At 72.4% G+C, this 21,733-nt stretch carries 19 protein-coding genes; 9 read left to right on the top strand and 10 right to left on the bottom strand.

Annotated features, from left to right (window positions below; genetic code table 11):
• From AAD528_RS12175 to AAD528_RS12160, 4 genes are read left to right on the top strand one after another with little or no spacing between them, the layout of a single operon-like run.
• Entirely contained in the window at positions 1–966 is a 966-nt protein-coding gene (locus AAD528_RS12175; protein WP_345752347.1) for a PhnD/SsuA/transferrin family substrate-binding protein, read from the top strand.
• 38 nt (positions 967–1,004) lie between these two features.
• Positions 1,005–1,919: a phosphonate ABC transporter ATP-binding protein gene (gene phnC, locus AAD528_RS12170; protein WP_345752346.1), complete on the top strand. Its 915-nt coding sequence runs from the start codon at positions 1,005–1,007 to the stop codon at positions 1,917–1,919.
• Positions 1,916–3,715, top strand: a complete 1,800-nt coding sequence (locus AAD528_RS12165; protein ID WP_345752345.1) for a PhnE/PtxC family ABC transporter permease — start codon at positions 1,916–1,918, stop codon at positions 3,713–3,715. Before phnC ends, AAD528_RS12165 begins: the two co-directional genes overlap by 4 nt.
• The gene (locus AAD528_RS12160) at positions 3,715–4,797 is read left to right on the top strand and encodes a TIGR03364 family FAD-dependent oxidoreductase (protein WP_345752344.1); all 1,083 of its coding nucleotides are present in this window, start codon (positions 3,715–3,717) and stop codon (positions 4,795–4,797) included. The genes AAD528_RS12165 and AAD528_RS12160 overlap by 1 nt, the downstream gene beginning before the upstream one ends.
• A 29-nt stretch (positions 4,798–4,826) precedes the next feature.
• Here the strand turns inward: AAD528_RS12160 and AAD528_RS12155 are convergent, their stop codons facing one another.
• From AAD528_RS12155 to AAD528_RS12140, 4 genes are read right to left on the bottom strand one after another with little or no spacing between them, the layout of a single operon-like run.
• A complete protein-coding gene (locus AAD528_RS12155; RefSeq protein ID WP_345752343.1) occupies positions 4,827–5,453 on the bottom strand; it encodes a GNAT family N-acetyltransferase in 627 nt (208 codons plus the stop codon).
• Between the two features lie 32 nt (positions 5,454–5,485).
• Positions 5,486–6,178: a uracil-DNA glycosylase gene (locus AAD528_RS12150; RefSeq protein WP_345752342.1), complete on the bottom strand. Its 693-nt coding sequence runs from the start codon at positions 6,176–6,178 to the stop codon at positions 5,486–5,488.
• 2 nt (positions 6,179–6,180) lie between these two features.
• The gene (locus tag AAD528_RS12145; RefSeq protein WP_345752341.1) at positions 6,181–6,687 is read right to left on the bottom strand and encodes a phosphoribosyltransferase; all 507 of its coding nucleotides are present in this window, start codon (positions 6,685–6,687) and stop codon (positions 6,181–6,183) included.
• 17 nt (positions 6,688–6,704) lie between these two features.
• Positions 6,705–7,463 carry an SDR family oxidoreductase gene (locus AAD528_RS12140; RefSeq protein ID WP_345752455.1) on the bottom strand — a complete coding sequence of 253 codons (759 nt, stop codon included), beginning with the start codon at positions 7,461–7,463 and terminating at the stop codon, positions 6,705–6,707.
• Between the two features lie 186 nt (positions 7,464–7,649).
• Here AAD528_RS12140 and AAD528_RS12135 point away from each other — a divergent pair, with 186 nt between their 5' ends.
• The 3 genes from AAD528_RS12135 to AAD528_RS12125 all read left to right on the top strand — a co-directional run bounded on the left by AAD528_RS12135 (position 7,650) and on the right by AAD528_RS12125 (position 10,994).
• Positions 7,650–8,981 carry a bifunctional o-acetylhomoserine/o-acetylserine sulfhydrylase gene (locus tag AAD528_RS12135; RefSeq protein ID WP_345752340.1) on the top strand — a complete coding sequence of 444 codons (1,332 nt, stop codon included), beginning with the start codon at positions 7,650–7,652 and terminating at the stop codon, positions 8,979–8,981.
• Between the two features lie 158 nt (positions 8,982–9,139).
• Positions 9,140–10,348, top strand: coding sequence for a homoserine O-acetyltransferase MetX (gene metX / locus AAD528_RS12130; RefSeq protein WP_345752339.1), 1,209 nt, complete (start codon positions 9,140–9,142; stop codon positions 10,346–10,348).
• Positions 10,349–10,364: 16 nt separating this feature from the next.
• On the top strand, positions 10,365–10,994 hold the full coding sequence (locus tag AAD528_RS12125; protein WP_345752338.1) for a DUF4126 domain-containing protein: 630 nt from the start codon (positions 10,365–10,367) through the stop codon (positions 10,992–10,994).
• Positions 10,995–11,194: 200 nt separating this feature from the next.
• Here AAD528_RS12125 and AAD528_RS12120 read toward each other — a convergent pair whose 3' ends face one another.
• Entirely contained in the window at positions 11,195–11,803 is a 609-nt protein-coding gene (locus AAD528_RS12120; protein WP_345752337.1) for a TetR/AcrR family transcriptional regulator, read from the bottom strand.
• A 62-nt stretch (positions 11,804–11,865) separates the two neighbouring features.
• On the opposite strand from AAD528_RS12120, the gene AAD528_RS12115 reads away from it, so the two are divergent.
• A complete protein-coding gene (locus AAD528_RS12115) occupies positions 11,866–12,897 on the top strand; it encodes an agmatine deiminase family protein (protein ID WP_345752454.1) in 1,032 nt (343 codons plus the stop codon).
• Positions 12,894–14,573 (top strand): amidase, encoded by a 1,680-nt coding sequence (locus AAD528_RS12110; RefSeq protein WP_345752336.1) that lies wholly within the window; start codon positions 12,894–12,896, stop codon positions 14,571–14,573. Before AAD528_RS12115 ends, AAD528_RS12110 begins: the two co-directional genes overlap by 4 nt.
• 80 nt (positions 14,574–14,653) lie before the next feature.
• On the opposite strand, the gene AAD528_RS12105 is transcribed toward AAD528_RS12110, so the two are convergent.
• The 5 genes from AAD528_RS12105 to AAD528_RS12085 all read right to left on the bottom strand — a co-directional run bounded on the left by AAD528_RS12105 (position 14,654) and on the right by AAD528_RS12085 (position 21,708).
• A complete protein-coding gene (locus AAD528_RS12105; protein WP_345752335.1) occupies positions 14,654–16,012 on the bottom strand; it encodes an NAD-dependent succinate-semialdehyde dehydrogenase in 1,359 nt (452 codons plus the stop codon).
• On the bottom strand, positions 16,009–17,586 hold the full coding sequence (locus AAD528_RS12100; protein WP_345752334.1) for an APC family permease: 1,578 nt from the start codon (positions 17,584–17,586) through the stop codon (positions 16,009–16,011). The genes AAD528_RS12105 and AAD528_RS12100 overlap by 4 nt, the downstream gene beginning before the upstream one ends.
• A 45-nt stretch (positions 17,587–17,631) precedes the next feature.
• Positions 17,632–18,990 (bottom strand): flavin monoamine oxidase family protein, encoded by a 1,359-nt coding sequence (locus tag AAD528_RS12095; RefSeq protein ID WP_345752333.1) that lies wholly within the window; start codon positions 18,988–18,990, stop codon positions 17,632–17,634.
• An 11-nt stretch (positions 18,991–19,001) separates the two neighbouring features.
• Positions 19,002–20,366 carry a 4-aminobutyrate--2-oxoglutarate transaminase gene (gabT, locus tag AAD528_RS12090; RefSeq protein WP_345752332.1) on the bottom strand — a complete coding sequence of 455 codons (1,365 nt, stop codon included), beginning with the start codon at positions 20,364–20,366 and terminating at the stop codon, positions 19,002–19,004.
• Positions 20,367–20,490: 124 nt separating this feature from the next.
• Positions 20,491–21,708 (bottom strand): MFS transporter, encoded by a 1,218-nt coding sequence (locus AAD528_RS12085; protein ID WP_345752331.1) that lies wholly within the window; start codon positions 21,706–21,708, stop codon positions 20,491–20,493.
• Positions 21,709–21,733 lie beyond the last annotated feature (25 nt).

Genomic DNA, 21,733 nt, shown 5'->3' with positions numbered 1-21,733 from the left:
ATGCAGACCACCCTGAAGCGCGGCCTCGCGCTCACCGCGGGCCTCGCGCTCGCATTCGGCCTCGCCGCCTGTTCCTCGACCCCCGCCGCCGAGGAGACCCCCGCCGCCGGTGGCGAGTCCCCCGCCGCCGAGGCCCCCGCCGCCGAGGGCACGTTCGCCAAGGACGAGAACACGATCGTGTTCGCGACCCTCCCCGACCACGAGGGCGCCGACCAGGACGCGCAGCCGATCGCCGACTGGATCGCCGAGATCACGGGCAAGGAGGTCGAGTTCTTCGAGGCGACCGACTACACCGCCGTCGTGCAGGGCCTCGCCTCGGACAAGATCGACGTCGCGCAGATCTCCGCCTTCACGTACTACCAGGCGCAGGCCGCCGGTGCCGAGATCACCCCGATCGGCGCGCAGATCACCGAAGAGGGCGCCGAGCCCGGCTACTTCTCGGTCGCCGTGAAGAACCCGGCCGCCACCGACGTGACGACGCTCGAGGACTTCGCCGACCAGCCGGTCTGCTTCGTGAACCCGACGTCGACCTCGGGCCGCGCGATCCCCGCCGGCCAGCTCAAGGCCGCCGGCGTCGAGGTCTCCGAGGAGAACACGCTGTACGGCGAGGAGCACGACCTCAACGCCGCGAAGATCGCCGAGGGCGTGGACTGCCAGGTCGGCTTCGTCCAGGACGTCGACGCCGACCCGCTCATCGAGGAGGGCAAGCTCGAGGAGATCGACCGCTTCCAGGTGCCCGCCGCCCCGATCGTGATGCAGTCGGCCCTGCCGCAGGACGTCCAGGACACGCTCGTCGACGCGATCGCCGACAGCACGCAGCAGGACCTAACGGACGCCGGCGTCGAGCTGAACGACTTCCTCACGGAGAACTGGTTCGGCTTCGGCACCGTGGACGACGCGTACTTCGACTCGATCCGCACCGTCTGCACCGAGGTGGCGGACATCGTCGAGGCGTGCCGCGCCTGATCCGCTCGGATCGACGCGTCCCCTAGGAGAGAACTGACATGACGAACAGCGACACCCCCGCTCAGAGCACGGCCCACGGCGCCGTCCGGATCCAGGATCTCGGGAAGACCTATCCCGGCGCCTCGGCGCCTGCTCTGACGGGGGTGTCGCTGTCCGTCGCCCCCGGCGAGATCGTCGTCCTCCTGGGCCTGTCGGGCTCGGGCAAGTCGACCCTGCTCCGCCACATCAACGGGCTCGAGACGCCGACCACCGGCTCGGTCGTCTCGCTCGATCAGAACGTCTCGTCGCTCAGGGGCCGCGCGCTGCGCGAGCTGCGCGGCCGGATCGGCTTCATCTTCCAGCAGTTCGAGCTCGTGGGCCCGCTCACCGTGCTCGAGAACGTGCTCACCGGCGCGCTGTCGACCCTCCGCGGTCCCCGCGTCGGCCTGTTCATGTATCCCCGGTCGCTGCGCGAGAAGGCGCTCGGCCACCTCGACCGCGTCGGCCTGCTCGAGCGCGCGTACCAGCGCGCCGACACGCTGTCCGGCGGCCAGCAGCAGCGCGTCGCGATCGCGCGCGCCCTGATGCAGGATCCGGACATCCTGCTCGCCGACGAGCCCGTCGCCTCGCTCGACCCCGAGTCCAGCAGCCAGGTCATGGGCCTCATCCGCGAGATCGCGGCCGAGCGCGGCCTCACCGTGCTGTGCTCGCTGCACCAGGTCGACCTCGCCCTTAGCTGGGGCGACCGCATCGTCGGCCTGCGCGCCGGCGCGGTCGTGCTCGACATGACCACCGAGAACCTCTCCCGCGAGCAGGTCATGGAGATCTACGGCCGCGTCGCGACGACGACCGCGGAGATCGACGCGGTCGCCGCCGAGCTCGCCGAGGCCCGCGAGCAGGTGCTCGCCGCCGAGATCCAGCGCAACGCGGGCGAGCGCCTGCAGCAGGGCTTCGCCGAGGAGGACCCGTCGTGACGACGACGGCGCTCGCCGCGCGCATCGCCTCGGTGCCGCGTCCCGCCCCGCGCGTCTCGACCGTCGTCTCGTACGCGGTGATCATCGGCGTGCTCGGCATGGGCGTGTGGTCGATCGTCGCGCTCGAGTACAACTTCGCGAACTTCGCGACCACGGGCGAGAACATCCAGCGCTTCCTGGACCTCGCCACCCCCATGCAGTGGCCCGGCTTCGAGGTGCTCGCCACGGTGGGCGCGGGCGGTGTGAAGAGCTTCACGTTCGAGTGGGTCGGCTTCGACGCGGTCTGGCACATCGTGGAGGCCATCGCGATCACCCTCGCGATCACGATCGCGGCCACGTTCCTGTCGGCGCTGATCTCGATCCCGGTCGCGTACGGCGCCGCGCGCAACACCACGCCCGGCCCGGCCGTGATGGCGATCTGCCGCGGCATCGGCGTGCTGGCCCGCGCCGTCCCGGACATCGCGTTCGTCGTGTTCCTGGCGTTCCTATGGTTCAACTCGGGCACGCTGCCCGCGATCGTCGCGGTCGCCATCCACTCCGTGGGCATGATCTCGAAGATGTTCGCCGACGCGATCGAGCAGATCGACGAGGGCCCGCGCCTCGCGGTGCGCTCGGCCGGCGGCTCGAAGGCGCAGGAGTTCTGGACCGGCGTCGTGCCGCAGGCGCTGCCGGCGTGGATCGCGGTCACGCTGCACCGTGCCGACATCAACCTGCGCGGCACCGTCATCCTCGGCGTGGTCGGCGTGGTCGGCCTCGGATACGAGCTCGACGACGCGCTGCACGCCGGCCCGTCGGGCATGCGCCGCGTGATCCCGCTCGTGCTCATCATCATCGTGCTCTGCCTCCTGTTCGAGATCATCTCGTCGCTCCTGCGTGCGCGCCTGCTCGGCGTCGAGCCCACGGGCAGGCGCCTCGGCGACCGGATCGCCCGCGCGGCCGCCCGGAAGGGCGCCGCCCCCGCGCAGCCGGTGCTGCAGCTGGAGCGCGGCCAGCGGATCGCCGCGGCGATGCGGCGGCCGTGGGATCGCGGCAGGATCACGTCCGTCGTCTGGGTCTGGGTCGGGATCGCCGTGGTCGTGGCGTCGTTCGTGTACGCCGCACCGAGCGTCGCGAAGATCTTCGCGCCCGAGTGGGATCAGGTGAGCAACCCCGCGCTCGACCGCGCCGTCTGGCCGCCGAACTTCGGCAGCCGCGACTGGGCGGACGTGACGGCGGCCGTGCTCACGACGGTGCAGGTCGCCTTCGCCTCGACGCTCATCGCCGCTGTGATATCCGCGGTCGTGGGCCCGCTCTCGGCGCGCAACGTCGCCTCGAGCCGCGCCGTGCGCAACGTGTTCCGCGGCATCACGATCTTCCTCCGCGCGGTCCCGGAGCTCGTCGTCGCCATCCTGTTCATCATCGCGACCGGCTTCGGCGCGCAGGCGGCGGCGCTCGCGCTCGGCATCGGCGGCGTGGGCCTGCTCGGCAAGCTCATCGGCGACTCCATGGAGGAGGTGCCGAACGGCCCGGAGCGCGCTCTCGCGGCCGCCGGCGGAAGCCGTCCGCAGGTGTTCTTCTCCTCGACCGTGCCGATGTCGGTCCCGGCGCTCGTCAGCCACCTGATGTACGTGCTCGACCACAACATCCGCTCGGCCACGCTGCTCGGCGTCGTCGGCGCGGGCGGCATCGGCTTCCTGCTGCTCAACGCGCTGCAGGGTCGGCACTTCGACCAGGTCGTCGCCTTCCTGTTCGTGATCATCGCGATGGTGGTCGTGGTCGAGGGCGCGTCGGTCCTGATCCGCCGCGCGCTGAAGTGATGCCGGAGCGCTACGACCTCGCGGTCGTCGGCGCGGGCGTCGTCGGGCTCGGCCACGCCGCGGCCGCCATGCAGCGGGGCCTGAAGGTCGTGGTGATCGACCGCGCCACCGCGATCGTCGGCTCCACCGTGCGCAATTTCGGCCACATCGGCACATCCGCGCACGTCGGCGAGGCGCGCGAGTACGCCGAACGGGCGCGCGAGCTCTGGAAGCGCTACGCCCCGCGCGCGGGCTTCTGGCTGCGCGAGCCCGGCACGCTGGTCGTGGCACGCAACGAGGACGAGCGCGCCGTGCTCGCCGAGGCGGGCGAGGGCACGCTGCTGTCGGGCGAGGACGTGATGCACCGCTCCCCCGTGAGGGGCGCGGTCGGGGGCGCGTTCCTCGCCGGCGACGTGCAGGTCGATCCGCGCGAGGCCGCGCCCGCGCTGGCGGGCTACCTCGCGCGCCGCGGCGTGGAGTTCCGCTGGCGCACCACGGCGCTGGGCGTCGAGCCCGGCGCGCTGCACACCAGTCGCGGCGAGATCGCGGCCGACGCGATCGTGTTCGCCGTGAACTTCGACGTCGACCACCTGTTCCCCGAGATCGCCGAGGAGCACGGGATCGTCCGGTGCGGGCTCGACATGATGCTCGCGGACGGCCTCGGTCTCGGCACCCCGGTCCTCACGGGGTCGTCGATGCTGCGGTACTCGACGTTCGCCGGCACGGACGCCGCGGCAGCGCTCCGCGCCCGCTTCGCGGCGGAGGACCCGGAGGTGCTCGCGCGCGACGTGAACCAGATGTACACGGAGCGTCCGGACGGCACGCTGCTCGTCGGCGACACGCACCACCGCGACGTCACGGTCGCGCCGTTCCAGGACGAGGCCGCGTTCGATCTGCTCGGCCGCCTGGCGCGCGAGCTGTTCGGCCGCGGGCTGCGGATCCGGCAGCGCTGGCAGGGCGTCTACGCCTCGGCACCGCAGGACTTCCTGCGCGCCGCGCCGCTCGACGGCGTGCGCGTGGTGTCCGTCACGACCGGCATCGGCATGACCACGGGCCTCGGGCTCGCCGAATCGGTCGTGACGGAGCTCTTCGCTCCGGGTTGACCCAATCGGCTGGAAGCCGACCGGGCCCCTCAGGCCTCGCCGCCGAAGATCCGCTTCAGGATGCCGGTCTTCTTCTTCGGGCTGAGCTGCTTCTGCAGGTAGACGGTGCCGAGCCAGCGGTCGAACTTGAAGCCGACCTTGCCCATCCGGCCCACCTCGACGAAGCCGAGCTTCTCGTGCAGGGCGATCGACCCCTCCGCGCCCTTGTCGCTGATCACGGCGACGAGCTGGCGCAGGCCGATCTCCTCGCACGCCTCGATCAGCGCCTCGAGCAGCGCGCGGCCGAGGCCCTTCCCCGTCGCGGCCTGGCCGAGGTAGATCGAGTTCTCCACCGTGTAGCGGAACGCCGACTTGCCGGCCCAGGGCGACACCAGCGCGTAGCCGAGCACCTGCCCGCTCGGCGAGACGGCCACGAGGAACGGCAGCCCGAGCTTCTGCAGGTGCTCGAACTTCTCACGCCACCGCTTCTGCGTCCACGCCTTCTCGTCGAACGTGACGACCGAGTTGCGCACGTAGTAGTTGTAGATCTCGCGGATGTCCGGGATGTCCGCGAGCGTCGCCGGCCGGATCTCGTACGCGAAGGGCCGCTCGGCCGCGGACGCCCGACGCAGGTGGCGCGGCAGCACGCGGCGCTTCTGGTACTCCTCCTCCAGCATGCGCTCCAGCCTACGGCGGGCGGCGTGCCGCGCTACGCCGGGATGCGCCAGTCGACCGGCGCGGCGCCCTGCTGCTCGAGCAGGGCGTTGACGCGGGAGAACGGGCGGGATCCGAAGAACCCGCGGCTGGCCGACAGCGGCGACGGATGTGCGGACTCGACCCATGGCGCGGCGCCCAGCAGGGGCTTCAGGCCCGACGCGTCGCGGCCCCACAGGATCGCGACCAGCGGGGCGTCGCGCGCGACGAGCGTCCGGATGGCGTGCTCGGTCACCCGCTCCCAGCCCCAGCCGCGGTGCGAGGCGGGCGCGCCCGGCCGCACCGTGAGCACGCGGTTCAGCAGCATGACGCCCTGATCGCTCCAGGCCGAGAGGTCGCCGTGCGGCGCCGGCTCGATCCCGAGGTCGGTCTGCAGCTCGCGGTAGATGTTGCGGAGGCTGCGCGGCAGCGGGCGGACGTGCCGCTCGACCGCGAACGACAGCCCGATCGGATGCCCCGGCGTGGGGTACGGATCCTGCCCGACGATCAGCACCCGCACGTCCGCGAGCGGTCGCTGGAACGCGCGCAGCACCCGATCCCCCGCGGGAAGGTAGCCATGCCCGGCCGCGACCTCGCCGCGCAGCCGCTCGCCCAGGGCCGCGATGTCGCCCGCGACGGGCGCGAGCGCGGCGGCCCAGCCCGGATCCATCAGGCCCGCGTCGGCGAGCTCGGGCAGCGTCATGGCCATGGTCAGGCCGACGCCTCCAGGCCCGCGTCCTCCTCGCGCACCGTGCCCTTCCACGACCACGGGAAGTCGATCCAGAGGTCCGTCGCCTTCCAGGCGTAGTCGGGCTCGATGATCGTGGTCGGCTTCGTGTAGATCGTCACCGAGCGCACGTCCGCGCCCTGTCCCTTGAGCAGGTCCACGGCGAGCGCGAGCGTGCGGCCGGAATCGGCCACGTCGTCCACGAGGAGCACGCGGCGCCCGCCGAGGTAGGCCATGTCGAGTTCGGGCGGCAGCACCTCGGGCGCGTCCAGCACGGTGCCGATGCCGGTGTAGAACTCGACGTTCAGCGCGCCGCAGTTCTTGGCGCCCAGGCCGTACGCGATGGCGCCGGCCGGCAGCAGGCCGCCGCGCGCGATCGCGACCACGACCTCCGGCTCGAAGCCGTCGTCCAGGATGCGCCGCGCCAGATCGCGCGTCGCCTCGCCGAAGCCGTCCCAGGTGAGGCGCTCGCGGATGTCGGTGTCTGCCACAGGGATCCTTTCAGGGGTCAGTCGCGCGGCTTCAGCGGGCCGCGCGCCAGGATGTGCTGCGCCGACTGCGCCACGGGGCGCATCGTCACGGAGTCGAGGTTCACGTGCCCGGGCGCGTTCAGCGCGTACGCGATCACGTCCGCGACGTCCTCGGCCACGAGCACGCCGTCGACGCCCTCGTACAGCGCGTCGGCCGCGGCCTGATCGCCGAGGCGGTTGAGCGTGAACTCCTCGGTGTGCACCATGCCGGGCGCGATCTCGATCACGCGGATGGGCTCGCCGTTCAGCTCCTGCCGCAGCGCGCGCACGAGCATCATCTCGGCCGCCTTCGCGGCGTTGTAGCCGCCGCCGCCCGGGTACGCGACCTGCGAGGCCGTCGACGTGACGAACAGCGTGTCGGCGTGGCCCGATCCGGATCGGATCGCGTCGCGCAGCTGCGGAAGCAGGGCCTTCACGAGGCGCTGGGCCGAGAGCACGTTGACGTCGAACATCCACGTCCAGTCGCCGGCGTCGCCGTCCTCGACGCGGTCGGAGCCGCGCGCGCCGCCCGCCACGTGCACGAGCGCGGCGACGCCGCCCGTGGCCTCGACGTGCGCCGCGAGCGCGTCGACGTCGGCCGGCGATGTGAGGTCGGCCGCGAAGACCGCGGCGCCCGTCTCCTGCGCGAGCGCCTCGAGGCGGTCGGCCCGGCGCGCGACGCCGAGCACGTCCCATCCGGACGCCCGCAGCGCCCGCACGGCGGCCTCGCCGATTCCCGAGCTCGCCCCCGTCACCACCGCGCGGCGCCCGAGAGAACGGGACGCGGCGCCACCCTGGGTATTCGTCACCCGTCAAACCTACCCGCGGGCGCGGGCGGCTATGTGACGCCGCGTGTCCCGCCGATTGCCCGCTCCGGGCGGCGGACGTAACGTCGCACCGAGGCCCAGACGGCCGCAGACCTCACCCCGACCGGAGGCACCCCGATGAGCGACGACCAGACTCCGCAGCAGCTGCGCTTCGAGACCCTGCAGATCCACGCCGGCGCGGCCCCGGATCCGGTCACGGGCGCGCGCGCGACGCCGATCTACCAGACCACGTCGTACGTGTTCCGCGACTCCGACCACGCGAAGAACCTGTTCGCGCTGGCCGAGACCGGCAACATCTACACGCGCATCCAGAACCCGACGCAGGACGTGGTCGAGCAGCGCCTGGCCGCGCTCGAGGGCGGCTCGGGCGCGCTGCTGGTCGCGAGCGGCCAGGCCGCCGAGACGTTCGCGGTGCTGAACATCGCGCAGGCCGGCGACCACATCGTGTCGTCCTCGTCGATCTACGGCGGCACGTACAACCTGTTCAAGTACACGCTCGCCAAGCTCGGCATCGAGGTCACGTTCGTCGAGAACCAGGACGACCCGGAGGCGTGGCGCGCGGCGGTCCGCCCGAACACCAAGCTGTTCTTCGCCGAGACGATCGGCAACCCGGCCATCAACGTGCTCGACATCCGCACCGTGGCCGACATCGCGCACGACAGCGGCGTGCCGCTCATCGTCGACAACACGATCGCGACGCCCTACCTGATCCGGCCCTTCGAGCACGGCGCGGACATCATCGTGCACTCGGCGACCAAGTTCCTCGGCGGCCATGGCACGGTCATCGGCGGCGTGATCGTCGACGGCGGCCGCTTCGCGTGGTCGCAGAACGGCGAGAAGTTCCCCGGGCTGACGACACCCGACCCCTCGTACCACGGCGCGGTCTACACCGACGCGGTCGGCGACGAGCTCGCGTACATCATCAAGGCGCGCGTGCAGCTGCTGCGCGACCTCGGCTCCTCGATCGCGCCGCAGAGCGCGTGGCAGCTGATCCAGGGCATCGAGACCCTCTCGCTGCGCGTGGAGCGCCACGTGCACAACGCGCAGCACGTGGCCGAGTGGCTCGAGAACCATCCGGACGTCGCGACCGTGAACTACTCGGGCCTGCCGACCTCGCCCTGGTACGCCGCGGCGAACCGGTACGCCCCCAAGGGCGTCGGCGCGGTGCTGTCGTTCGAGCTGAAGGGCGGCGTGGACGCCGGCCGCACGTTCGTCGACTCGCTGCAGCTGTTCAGCCACCTGGCGAACATCGGCGACGTGCGCTCGCTCGTGATCCACCCCGCCTCGACCACGCACTCGCAGCTCACGCCCGAGCAGCAGCTCAGCGCGGGCGTCACGCCGGGCCTGGTGCGCCTCTCGGTGGGCCTGGAGAACGTGGACGACCTGGTCGCCGACCTCGAGCAGGCCCTCGCCGCGGCGCGCGCCACCTCGGCCGCCGCCCGCGCGTAACCCCTCGCCGCGCCCGCGCCGCGACACTGCATCGCCCCGCCGAGACAGCCGGTCCGCACCGCTGTCTCGGCGGGGTATTGCTGTCTCGGCGGGGCGATGCTGTCTCGGCGGCGTAACACTGGCCGGGGCTGTGCGGGCCGCCCGGCAGAATGGGGCGTATGGACTGGCAGATCTCCGAGGACACGGTGCCGTCGAGCCTCGTCACGGAGGCCGATGCCCGGTCCATGGTCGGCCGCCCGCCGGCATCCGGCGCCTGGCGCGACGGCGACCCTGCGGGCGACCGCCGCTTCGCCGGCTTCGGCGAGCTGCCGCTCGAGAGCGGCGGCGTCCTGCCGTCCTTCCGGCTCGCGTACGAGACGTGGGGCGAGCTGAACGCGGCGCGCGACAACGCCGTCCTGATCGCGCACGCGCTCACGGGTGACAGCCACGTGCGCGGCGACGCCGGCCCGGGGCACGCGACCGCGGGCTGGTGGGGCGACATCGTCGGCCCCGGCGCCCCGATCGACACCGACCGGTGGTTCGTGGTGGCGCCGAACATCCTCGGCGGCTGCCAGGGGTCCACGGGCCCGGCGAGCGTGCATCCCGATGGCGAGGAGTGGGCGTCCCGCTTCCCGTACCTGACCATCCGCGACCAGGTCGCCGCCCAGGTGCGGCTGGCCGATGCGCTCGGCATCGACGTGTGGGCCGCGGTCGTCGGCGGCTCGATGGGAGGCATGCACGCGCTCGAGTGGGGTGTGGGGCATCCGGATCGCGTCACGCGGCTCGCCGTGCTGTCGGCGCCGCCCGTCACGACGGCCGACCAGATCGCCCTGAACTCGGTGCAGCTGCAGGCGATCCACGTCGACCCGAGGTTCCGCGGCGGCGAGTACTACGACGCCGCGGACGGCGACGGGCCGCACCGCGGTCTGGCGCTCGCCCGCCGCATGGCGCTGCTGAACTACCGCAGCCCCACGGAGCTCAACTCGCGCTTCCAGCGCTCGTGGCAGTCGGGCGTGAGCCCGCTCGGCCACGGCGGGCGCTTCGCCGTGGAGTCGTACCTCGACTTCCACGGAAACAAGTTCACTCGCCGCTTCGACGCGAACACGTACATCCGGCTCGTCGACGCGATGGACTCCCACGACGTCGGACGCGAGCGCGGCGGCGTCGAGGAGGCCCTCGGCCGCGTCACGGCCACGACGCTCGTGCTCGGGATCGACTCGGATCGCCTGTTCCCGGTCGACGGACAGCACCGGATCGCCCGCGGCGTCCCGCACACGCTCGACGGCGATGCGGCCGTCGTGCTGCACAGCGACTTCGGGCACGATGGATTCCTGATCGAGACGGCCGCGGTCGGATCCCACCTGCGGCGCCTGCTCGACGCCGACTGACCGACGGGAGCCGCTGATGGATCCGGCATGGACGGCGGCCCTGCTCTCGATCGCGTCGGGCACGGTGTCGGGCCTGCGGCCGTACTTCGTCGTGCTGACCCTCGGCGCCGTGAAGGCCCTCGTGCCGCTCGATGCGGCCGGTCCCGCCGCTGGCGTGATCGGCGCGATCCCGGAGATGCTCGCGCAGCCGTGGGTCCTGATCGTCGTGGGGGTCCTCGCGCTCGGCGAGGTGGTGGTCGACAAGATCCCCTACCTCGACTCCGCGTGGGACGGCATCCACCTGGTGCTGCGGCCGCTGTTCGGCGCGGCGCTCGGCTACGGCATCGGCGCCGACGAGGGCACGGGCGTCGCGGTGGGCGCCGCGGTCGCGGGCGGCGTCACGGCGGCCGGCGTCAGCTTCGGCAAGGCCGCGACGCGCGCCGTGGTGAACACGCTGCCCGAGCCTGTGTCCAACGTCCTGGTGAGCTTCGGCGAGGACGCGGCCGCGGCCGTCCTGCTCGTGCTGGCCTTCCCGCTGCTGCCGCTCGCCGCGATCCTGGCGGTGCTGCTGCTCATCGGCGCCGTCGCGCTGTTCGTGTGGCTGCGTCGACGCCGGCTGGAGCACCGCCGGCGCCGGCGCGACCAGGGCCGCCCGGCACCGGCCTGATCCCGTCCACCGGCCGATCCCGTCCGCCGGCCCGATCCCGTCCGCCGGCCCGATCCCGTCCGCCGGCCCGATCCCGTCCACCGGCACAACGCAGGATCCGGATCCGGATGCGCCCGCGACACGCCGGCAGCAGCCCCTCCCGTCACATCCGCTCCTGCGTTGTGCGGCTGGGCTCGGCGGGTGTGCGGCCCGACGAGGGCTCAGACCCCCAGCATCCCCTCCACGGCCCGCAGCAGCAGGTCGGACCTGTCGGCCGTGCTACCCCAGCGGACCAGGCCCTGGGCGCCCGTGCCGTCGATCATCGCGAGCACCTGCCAGGCGGCCTCGGCGGGGTCGGCCGCGCGGAAGTCGCCCCGGGCGACGCCGGCCTCCACGATGCCGCGGACGAGCTCCTGCCACGCGTCCATCTGCGCGCGCACGGCCGCCGCGAGCGCCTCGTTGCGGCGGCCCAGCGCCCACGCCTCGACCCAGACCGCGGTGACCTCGTCGCGCTCGCCGCTCGCGAGCGTCCGGATCATGGCGGCGAGCGCGGCGCGCGGATCCTCGGTCGACACGAGCGCCGCGACCTCGGCGAGCTCGTGGCCCACGATGCGGGCGAACGCGTCCGCCACGAGCGCGTCCATCCCGCCGTCGGCGTAGTGCGCGACGAGCGCCGGGGCGACGCCGGCGCGCGCGGCGACCGAGCGCAGCGTCACGGCGCCGAGGCCGTCGGACAGAGCGACGGCGCGGGCGGCGCCGGCGATCGCGGCACGGCGCTCCTCCGGCGCGCGGCGCGGGGCGCGCGTGCGGCGGGCCGGTGCGGTTGACACCCTCTCAGCGTAGCCGTTACCGTCGACATATTGATCAGATGATCAATAGAACGGAGATCCGGATGTCCTGGCGGATGCCCGCGGAGACCTCGCCGCACGAGCGCACCTGGATGGCCTTCCCTCGGGAGGGCGCGACGCTCGGCGCGAGCGACGCCGCGCGCGAGGCGGGCTACGCCGCATGGGCGGCCGTCGCGCACGCCGTCGCCCGCTTCGAGCCCGTGTCGATGCTCGTCGACCGGAGCGAGACCGCGCGGGCACGGCGCATCCTGTCGTCGGACATCGAGCTGATCGAGGCGCCCGTCGACGAGTTCTGGATGCGCGATCATGGCCCGACGTTCGTGACCGACGGCGACCGGCTCGGCGCCGTCGACTGGGTCTTCAACGGCTGGGGCGCGCCCGACTGGGCGGAGTGGAAGCGCTCGGCCGACCACGCGCGCCTGATCGCCGAGCACGTGGGCGCCGAACTCGTGTCATCGCTGCTCGTGAACGAGGGCGGCGGCATCCACGTGGACGGCGAGGGAACCGTGCTGCTCACCGACACCGTGCAGCTCGACCCGCGACGCAACCCGCACGCCGACCGCGCACGCGTCGCGGCCGAGATGGCCCGCACGATCGGCGCGACGCACGCCGTGTGGCTGCCGCGCGGCCTGACGCGCGACTACGACGACCTCGGCACGAACGGTCACGTCGACATCGTCGCGACGATCCCCTCCCCCGGCCGCCTGCTGCTGCACGATCAGCCGGACCCGTCCCATCCGGATCACGCGGTCGCGCGCGAGCTGCGAGCCCTGCTCGCGGAGCAGACGGACGCCGCCGGTCGCCGGTTCGAGATCGTCGGCCTGCCCGCGCCCGCCACGCTGACCGACGCGCACGGCCCGGTCGACTGGAGCTACGTGAACCACCTCGTCGTGAACGGCGGCGTGATCGCGTGCGGCTTCGGCGAGCCGCAGGCCGACGCGCGGGCCGCGGCGATCCTCGCCGAGGCGTACCCGGGCCGCGAGGTCGTGACGGTCGACGCCCGCGAGATCTTCGCGCGCGGCGGCGGCATCCACTGCATCACGCAGCAGCAGCCGGCCGTCAGGGGTGCCCGATGATCGAGGTGCACGAGGCGTCGATCGCCGAGTTGCGCGCCGCGCTCGAGGACGGCCGGACGACGGCCGTCGAGCTCGTCGAGGCGTACGTCGCGCGCATCGACGCGTACGACGGCGAGCTGAACGCCGTCGTGGTGCGCAATCCCGACGCCCTCGCGGAGGCGCGCGCGTCGGACGCGCGCCGCGCATCCGGCACCGCGCTCGGTCCGCTCGACGGCATCCCCTACACCGCGAAGGACAGCTACCTCGTGCGCGGCCTCACCGCCGCCGCGGGCAGCCCCGCGTTCGCCGGGCTGGTGGCCCGGCGCGACGCGTTCGCGATCGAGCGGCTGCGCGCGGGCGGGGCGATCTGCCTGGGCCTGACGAACATGCCGCCCATGGCCAACGGCGGCATGCAGCGCGGGCTCTACGGCCGCGCCGAGTCGCCCTACAGCCGCGCCTACCTCACGAGCGCGTTCGGATCCGGATCCTCGAACGGCTCCGGCACCGCCACGGCCGCGAGCTTCGCGGCGTTCGGCCTCGGCGAGGAGACCTGGTCGAGCGGCCGCGCGCCCGCGTCGTGCAACGCGCTGTGCGCCTACACGCCCTCGCGCGGCGTCATCTCGGTGCGCGGCAACTGGCCGCTCGTCCCGACCATGGACGTCGTCGTGCCGCACACCCGCACGATGGCCGACCTGCTCGCGCTGCTCGATGTGATCGTCGCGGACGACCCCGACACCCGCGGCGACTTCTGGCGCGGGCAGCCGTGGGTGCCGCTTCCCCGCCACGAGCGTCCCGCGTGCTACACGGCGCTCGCGGGCGGCTCGGTGGCCGGCCGCAGGATCGGCGTGCCCCGCATGTACATCGGGACGGACCCGGATGCCGGCACGAACCCGGACGGCGGGATCGGCGGATCCACGGGGCAGCCGATCGACACCCGCCCGTCGGTCCTGGAGCTGTGGGCGGATGCCCGCGCGGCGCTCGAGGCCGCCGGCGCGGAGGTCGTCGAGGTCGACTTCCCGGTCGTGACGAACTACGAGGGCGACCGGCCCGGCGCGCCGACGATCCGCACCCGCGGCCTCGTGTCTCCGGAGTACCTGGACCGCGAGATCCTCGACCTGTCGGCGTGGGCGTGGGACGACTTCCTCGCCGCCAACGGCGATCCGGCGCTGTCGTCGCTCGCCGACGTGGACGGATCCGCGATCTTCCCCGCGCCGGAGGGTGCGCTGCCCGACCGGTACACGGGATTCGACGATGACATCGCGACCTACCCCGCGTGGGTGCGCGAGCATCCCGGCACGACGCTCGCGGACTTCGCCGACCTCACCCCGGGGCTCGCGGGCCTCGAGGAGACCCGCCGGATCGACCTCGAGGAGTGGATGGACGGCCTCGGCCTCGACGCCGTGGCGTTCCCGGCGATGGCCGACGTCGCGCCGGCCGACATGGACGTCAGCCCCGCGTCCGCCGACCTCGGCTGGCGCAACGGGGTGTGGGTCGCGAACGGCAATCTCGCGATCCGCCACCTCGGCGTCCCGACCGTCACGGTGCCGATGGGCACGATGCCCGACACCGGGATGCCCGTGGGCCTGACCTTCGCGGGCCGCGCGTACGACGACGCCGCCCTCCTCGCGCTCGCCTCCGCGTTCGAGGCCACCGGCTCCCGCCGCACGCCTCCCCCGCTCACCCCGCCGCTCGCCTGACGCCGCGTCGACCCCGGCGTTGGCCCGATCGGCCCGAATTCCTGCCGGAATTCGGGCCGATCGGGTCAACTGCCGAGGGCTCAGGCCACGCGGATGAGCTTCTTGTTGACGAACTCGTCCGCTGCCAGCAGGCCGAGCTCGCGCGAGGTGCCGCTGCGCTTCACGCCGCCGAAGGGCAGCTCGGGGCTGTCCGCCAGCACGCAGTTGACGTAGACCATGCCGGCCTCGATCGCGTCCGCGACGCGGCCGGCCTGCACCGGATCCGTCGTGAACACGTACGAGCCGAGGCCGAACGGGGTGTCGTTCGCGATGCGCACGGCGTCGGCCTCGTCGGCCGCGCGGTAGACGACCCCGACCGGGCCGAACAGCTCCTCGCGGTACACGTCCATCTCCGGAGTGACGCCCGTCAGCACCGTCGCGGGGAAGAACGCGCCGTCGCGCGCGCCGCCGACCGCGACCTGAGCGCCCTGCGTCACGGCCGAATCGACCTGCTCCTGCAGGCGCTCCGCCGCGGCGAGCGAGGACAGCGGACCGAGCACGGTGTCCTCGTCCGTCGGGTCTCCGACCTTCGCGGCGGCCATCTTCTCGACGAACTTCTCGAGGAACGCGTCGTACAGCTCGTCGACCACGATGAAGCGCTTGGCCGCGTTGCATGACTGACCCGTGTTGTCCAGGCGCGCGTCGACCGCGTTCTGCACGACGGTGTCGAGATCGTCGGTCGAGAGCAGCACGAACGGATCCGATCCGCCCAGCTCGAGCGCCACCTTCTTCAGGTGCTGCCCGGCCAGCGACGCGACCGCGGATCCGGCGCGCTCCGATCCCGTCACCGACACGCCCTGCACGCGCGGGTCGGCGATGATCGTCGCGGCCTGCTCGTTGGTCGCGTACACGTTGACGTAGGCGCCGTCGGGAAGCCCGGCGTCGGCGTAGATGCCCGCGAGGATCGCCGCCGACTCGGGGCACTGCGGCGCGTGCTTCAGGATGATCGTGTTGCCGATCACGAGATTCGGCGCCGCGAACCGCGCGACCTGATACGCGGGGAAGTTCCACGGCATGATCCCGAGCAGCACGCCGAGCGGCGAGCGCCGGATGACCGCGGATCCCTCGCCGAGGATGTCGATCGGCTGATCCGCCGTGATCTTCTCGGCGTTGCCCGCGTAGAACTCCACGATGTCCGCGGCGAAGTCGACCTCGCCGCGCGACGCCTCCAGGGGCTTGCCCATCTCGCGGGTCATGGCCGCGGCGAGCTCCTCTCGACGCTCGCGGTGCAGCTCGGCGATGCGGCGCACGACGGCGGCGCGCTCCGCGACCGGCGTCTCGCGCCACGCGAGGAAGCCCGCGTGCGCCGCGGCGATCGCGTCCTGGATCTCGGCGTCGCTCGCGCCGGGGTACTCGGCCACCGTCTCGCCGGTGGCGGGGTTCACGACTGCGTAGGTCATCGGATGGTCTCCTTTGCGCTCTCGGGGGCGGCGACCGGCAGGATCCGGCCGCGGAAGAAGTCGGGCTGCCGCACGGCCATGATCACCATGATGACCACACCGAGCACGAGGATGGCGATGCCCAGGATGCCCACGATGCCGACGCCGGCGATGTTCTCGCCCGAGCCGTACGTGGGGTCCAGCGAGTCGGACAGCGTCATGACGAACAGCGCGAGCAGGATGGCGCCGCCCACGAGCGGGGCGAGGAGGCGCGTGAGGAAGGCCGACACGGAGTCGAACCACTGCCTGCGGAAGAACCACACGCACGCGAACGCCGTCAGGCCGTAGTAGAAGCAGATCATCATGCCGAGCGTGAGAATGGTGTCCCACAGCACGTTCTCGCTGACGAAGCGCATCACCGCGTAGAAGCCGCCGGCGACCGCGACCGACACGACGATCGCGAACACCGGCGTCCTGTGCTTCGGGTGGACCGCGTCGAACCTGGCCGGCAGCGCCTTGTAGTGGCCCATCGCGAGCAGCGTGCGGGCGGGGCCGATGATGGTCGACTGCAGGGACGCGGCGGAGCTCACCAGCACGGCCAGGGAGATCAGGAACGCCCAGGGGCCCATGATCGAGTCGGCCAGTCCGAAGAACACGTTCTCGACGACGTCCTCGTTCAGCAGGCCGCCTTCGCCCTCCCCGACGCCCGCGAACATGATGAGCGCGACGGCGAGCAGCAGGTACAGGCCTCCCACGACGACGACGGTCAGCGTGGCCGCGCGCCCGGGCGTGCGCTCCGGATCGATCGTCTCCTCGTTCATCGTGAGGGTCACGTCCCAGCCCCAGAAGATGAAGATCGAGACCGACAGGCCCGCGACGACCGCCGACAGGCTGCCGACCGTGAAGGGGTTGAACCAGTTCGCGTCGAACGGGATCGAGTTCACGCCGCCCTCGACGGCCTTGCCGATCGCGAGCGCCGCGAACAGCACGAGGATCGCGACCTGGAACGCGACGAGCACGACCTGGAAGACCTTCGACTCCTTCATGTCGCGGAACGACAGGTACGCCGCCCCGACCATGAACAGCAGGCACACCGCGACGTTGATGAAGGGGTTGAAGGTCAGGTCGGCGATGGCCGGATCGCCGGTCAGCTGCGAGATCAGCAGGAACAGGAAGTCGACCGCGACCGCGGCGAGGTTGGACAGCACCAGCACCGTCGCGATCACGAGGCCCCACGAGGCCATCCAGCCGATCCACGGGCCGAACGCGCGCGTGGCCCACGTGAAGGTCGTGCCCGAGTCGGGCATGACCTTGTTCAGTTCGCGGTAGCCGAGCGCCACCAGCAGCATCGGGATGAAGCCGAGCAGGATGACGGCGGGCGCCTGCGTGCCGACCTCCGCGGCCGCGGGGCCGAGGGAGATCGTGAAGGTGTACGCGGGGGCGACGGTCGAGACGCCGATCACGGTGGCGCCGAACAGCCCGACCGCGCCGACGGCGAGGCCCTTGCTCGAGATCACCTGCGTGATCAGGCCGGGCTTGCCTGCCTGGACGGTGGGTTCGCCGGCGCCGTCGGCCTGGCGGGTTGTTTCGGTCATGCGGTGTCCTCTGGGGTCGGGTAGATGGGGCCCGGGGTGGGGATATCAGGCTCCGAGGTCGGTGATCAGGTTCTGGGCGGCGAGGCGACCCATGCGGATCGCGCCGTCGACGTGCTGGAAGCCGGCGCCCGCGATGTCGCTGCAGGCGAAGCTGATCGGCCCGACCGGCGTGCGCAGATCCGCGCCGTACCGGTGCAGGCCGCCGAGGTCGAAGCTCGCGGCGTACGCGCCGCGCGTCCACTCCTCCGCGCCCCAGTCGCTCTCGTAGTACACGACGGGGTTCCGCGCTTCGGGGCCGTAGTACGCCGCGAGCGAGTCGAGGATGCGCTCCCGGCGCTCCTCGGGCGACAGCTCGAACTCGCCGTCCGCGTGCACGTCGGACACGAAGCCGACGAGCGTGCCGCGCGCGTCCTCGTGGTTGGTGTTGTCGTACGCCTCGTGCACCAGCTGGTACGGGCTGAACACCGTGCCCGACAGCCCAGCCTCGCGCCAGAACGGGCGGTCGTACACGGCGTGCACCTTGATGACGAGACCCATCGAGAGGTGCTGGTGCAGCTGGTGCTGGCGGCGCGGCAGCGGCGGATCGAACGTGATCCGGCTGTACAGGACGGGCGCGTGCGCCAGGATGACGCGCTTCGCGCGCACGTGCATCCCGTCGGCGTGCACGACGACGCCGTCCGCGTCCTGCTCGATGCGGCGCACGGGCTGGGCGAGGAACACGTCGCCGCCGAGGCGCGCCGCGAGACGCTTCGAGACCTCCTGCATGCCGCCGACGATCCGCTTGTCGAGGATGAAGTCGGCGTCGACCAGGTTCGAGAAGCTGCCCGCGCTCGCGGCCATCAGCATGGCCTGCAGCATCGAGAAGGCGTGCACGGGCTTGGTGAGCATCGCGGGTCCGATGAACAGCGCGATGTTGTCGCGCGCCTCCTGGTCCGACGTCTCGGCGGCCAGCCACGCCTCGAACGAGATGCGGTCGAGCTCGGCGGCGCGCGGGTGCTCCCACGGCCGGTCGGGGTCGAGCTCGGCGACCATGACGTCGATCTTCTCGATCAGGCGCTCGAGCTCGGCGGCCGTCTCGGGCGCAACCGGGAAGATGTCGCCGGTGAAGCGCGTGTGCTCGCCGGCTTTCGAGATGTAGACGCTGTCGCCCTCGCGGTAGCGCTCGAAGGTCTCCAGTCCCAGCTCCTCGAGCGTCTCGAGCAGCGCCTCCTGGTCGGGCGAGACCCACTGGCCGCCGATCTCGAGGGTGGCGCCCTCGATGTCGTCGGTCCAGGTGCGGCCGCCCACGCGGTCGCGGGCCTCGAGCACGGCCACGCTGAGACCGGCCTCCTTCAGCCGGTTCGCCGCGGTGAGCCCGGCGGGGCCGGCCCCGACCACGACGACGTCCCGGGTGATCTCGGTCATGGTGCTCTCCCTCAGGCGGCCGCGAGGGCCGCGGTCACGACGTCCAGCGCCTCGAGCAGCAGCTCGTCGCCGATCGCCAGCGGCGGCAGGAACCGGATCACGTTGCCGTACGTGCCGCAGGTCAGCACGATCACGCCCTGCGCGATCGAGGCCTTCGCGATGGCGGCGGTCAGGGCGGCGTCCGGCTCGCCCGTGGCGGGGTCGACGAACTCCAGCGCCATCATGGCGCCGTGGCCCCGGACGTCGCCGAGGCGCGGGTCGGAGGCCTGCACCGCCGTGAAGCGCTCGCGGATGATCGTGCCGATCTCATTCGCGCGCTCGACGAGGTTCTCGGTCTCGTACGCGTCGATCGCGGCGAGCGCCGCGGCGCACGCGATCGGGTTGCCGCCGTAGGTGCCGCCCAGGCCGCCGGCGTGAGCGGCGTCCATGATCTCGGCGCGGCCGGTGACGGCGGCGAGCGGCAGGCCCGCCGCGATGCCCTTCGCCGTGGTGATGAGATCGGGGACGATGCCGAAGCGCTCGCTGGCGAACATCGATCCGGTGCGGGCGAAGCCCGTCTGCACCTCGTCGGCGATGAAGACGACGCCGTGGGCGCGGCACCAGTCGACCAGGGCGGGCAGGAAGCCGTCGGCCGGGACGATGAAGCCGCCCTCGCCCTGGATCGGCTCGATGATGACGGCCGCGACCTGATCGCCGCCGATCTGCTTCTCGATCAGGCCGATCGCGCGCTTGGCGGCCTCCGGGCCGCTCAGGCCGTCGCGGAACGGGTACGACAGCGGGGCGCGGTAGATCTCGGGCGCGAACGGGCCGAAGCCGGTCTTGTAGGGCATCGCCTTCGCGGTCAGACCCATCGTGAGGTTGGTGCGGCCGTGGTAGCCGTGGTCGAACGCGACCACCGCCTGCCGGCCGGTGTGCTTGCGGGCGATCTTGACCGCGTTCTCGACGGCCTCGGCGCCCGTGTTGAACAGCGCGCTCTTCTTGGCGTGGTCGCCGGGCGTCAGGCGGTTCAGCGCCTCGGCCACGGCGACGTACGACTCGTACGGCGAGACCATGAAGCACGTGTGGGTGAAGGCGGCGACCTGCTCCTGCACGGCCGCGACGACCTTGGGGTGCGCGTTGCCGACCGTGGTGACGGCGATGCCGGAGCCCAGGTCGATCAGCGAGTTGCCGTCCGCGTCGACGACCACGCCGCCGCCCGCGGCGACGGCGGAGATGGGCGCCGTGTGCCCGACGCCCACGGCGACGGCCTCGGCCTTGCGGGCCAGCAGCTCCTGGGAGCGGGGGCCGGGGATCTCGGTGACGAGCCGACGCTCCTGCGGCAGGGCAGGGCCTCCCGCGACGATGCCGGCGGCGATGGGATCGGTGGTGACGGTCATGCGGGCAGTCTAGGCGACCCGCGCAAGACCTCACAACGGATTCCGTCGCCAGAGCATCGGATCACCGCGGATTCCGCAGACAGAACAGCGAAACGCATCCGAGATCCGCCCTCGGCGGCACGACTCACGCGTCGACGAGCACCTTCCGCCGCTCGAGCGAGAGGCTCAGGACGACGATGCCCACGCCGAGGACGGCCAGCACGACGCCGAGCCACGCGGGGGCCACGTAGCCCCAGCCGAGCGCGATGACGCCGCCGCCGAGGGCGGCGCCGAGGCTGTTGCCGACGTTCATGCCGGAGTGGTTCAGCGCGGACGCGATCGTCGGGCGATCCTGCGACACGTCCATCAGGCGCGTCTGGATGGCGGGGCCGGCCAGCGCGCTGATCGCGCCGAACAGGAACATCGCGATGACGAGCGTCACGGGATCGTGCGAGGCGAGCCCGACGACCGCCGAGCCCGCGGCGAGCAGCACGAACGCCGCGATCAGGGCCCGCCCGAGGTTGCGGTCGGCGACGACGCCGCCGACCAGGTTGCCCACGGTCATGCCGAGGCCCGTGGCGACCAGTGCGAAGGGCACGGCCGCCTCGGGCGCGCCCGCGACCTCGGTCATGAGCGGCGAGATGTAGCTGTAGATCGCGAAGAACGAGCCGAAGCCGATCGCGCCGACGCCGAGCGCGAGCCACACCTGCCCGATCCGGAACACGCCGAGCTCGTGCCGCAGGGATCCGGATCCGCGGCCCGGCATGGTCGGCACGATCAGCGCGATCATCAGCGCGGCAAGGCCGAAGATGCCGACGACGACCGCGTAGGAGATGCGCCATCCGGCGACCTGGCCGAGCCACGTGCCGAGCGGCACGCCGACCACGTTGGCCACCGTGAGGCCGCTCATCACGATCGAGATGCCGCGCGCCCGCTTGCCGGGGCCCAGCAGGTCGCCGGCGACGATCGCCGCGATGCCGAAGTAGGCGCCGTGCGGCAGCCCCGCGATGAGGCGCGCGATCGCCACGGTCTCGAACGTCGGCGCGATCACGGTCAGGAGGTTGCCGAGCAGCAGCAGCGACGCGAGCACGATCAGCACGCGGTGCTGTGCGAACCGCGCGGCATAGCCGGCGATCAGCGGCGCTCCGATCACGACGCCCAGCGCGTACACGCTGATGAGCAGGCCGGCCTGGGCGATCGCGCCCTCCTGGCTGGTCGCCCAGGAGTCCGCGAGCAGGTCCCGCGCGATGCCGGGCAGCAGGCCCATGGAGACGAACTCGGTCATGCCGATGCCGAACGAGCCGATGGCGAGTGAGAGGAGCGCCCACATCGCCGCACCCCTCGACGAGGTCGAGGAGATCATGCGCTCCAGCCTACCGGCGGCCGGC

It is taken from the genome of Microbacterium rhizophilum (assembly GCF_039605615.1).
In the GTDB taxonomy this organism is placed as follows: domain Bacteria; phylum Actinomycetota; class Actinomycetes; order Actinomycetales; family Microbacteriaceae; genus Microbacterium; species Microbacterium rhizophilus.
The sequence above is the reverse complement of the archived record's forward strand: the minus strand, read 5'-3'. Positions and strand labels throughout refer to the sequence as shown.

What these genes read in the sequence shown, in the direction of transcription:
- AAD528_RS12175 (WP_345752347.1), top strand. Translation starts at nt 1, where the DNA reads ATGCAGACCACCCTGAAGCGCGGCCTCGCGCTCACCGCGGGCCTCGCG.
- phnC (WP_345752346.1), top strand. Translation starts at nt 1,005, where the DNA reads ATGACGAACAGCGACACCCCCGCTCAGAGCACGGCCCACGGCGCCGTC.
- AAD528_RS12160 (WP_345752344.1), top strand. Translation starts at nt 3,715, where the DNA reads ATGCCGGAGCGCTACGACCTCGCGGTCGTCGGCGCGGGCGTCGTCGGG.
- AAD528_RS12155 (WP_345752343.1), bottom strand. Translation starts at nt 5,453, where the DNA reads ATGCTGGAGGAGGAGTACCAGAAGCGCCGCGTGCTGCCGCGCCACCTG.
- AAD528_RS12150 (WP_345752342.1), bottom strand. Translation starts at nt 6,178, where the DNA reads ATGGCCATGACGCTGCCCGAGCTCGCCGACGCGGGCCTGATGGATCCG.
- AAD528_RS12135 (WP_345752340.1), top strand. Translation starts at nt 7,650, where the DNA reads ATGAGCGACGACCAGACTCCGCAGCAGCTGCGCTTCGAGACCCTGCAG.
- metX (WP_345752339.1), top strand. Translation starts at nt 9,140, where the DNA reads ATGGACTGGCAGATCTCCGAGGACACGGTGCCGTCGAGCCTCGTCACG.
- AAD528_RS12125 (WP_345752338.1), top strand. Translation starts at nt 10,365, where the DNA reads ATGGATCCGGCATGGACGGCGGCCCTGCTCTCGATCGCGTCGGGCACG.
- AAD528_RS12115 (WP_345752454.1), top strand. Translation starts at nt 11,866, where the DNA reads ATGTCCTGGCGGATGCCCGCGGAGACCTCGCCGCACGAGCGCACCTGG.
- AAD528_RS12110 (WP_345752336.1), top strand. Translation starts at nt 12,894, where the DNA reads ATGATCGAGGTGCACGAGGCGTCGATCGCCGAGTTGCGCGCCGCGCTC.
- AAD528_RS12105 (WP_345752335.1), bottom strand. Translation starts at nt 16,012, where the DNA reads ATGACCTACGCAGTCGTGAACCCCGCCACCGGCGAGACGGTGGCCGAG.
- AAD528_RS12100 (WP_345752334.1), bottom strand. Translation starts at nt 17,586, where the DNA reads ATGACCGAAACAACCCGCCAGGCCGACGGCGCCGGCGAACCCACCGTC.
- AAD528_RS12095 (WP_345752333.1), bottom strand. Translation starts at nt 18,990, where the DNA reads ATGACCGAGATCACCCGGGACGTCGTCGTGGTCGGGGCCGGCCCCGCC.
- gabT (WP_345752332.1), bottom strand. Translation starts at nt 20,366, where the DNA reads ATGACCGTCACCACCGATCCCATCGCCGCCGGCATCGTCGCGGGAGGC.
- AAD528_RS12085 (WP_345752331.1), bottom strand. Translation starts at nt 21,708, where the DNA reads ATGATCTCCTCGACCTCGTCGAGGGGTGCGGCGATGTGGGCGCTCCTC.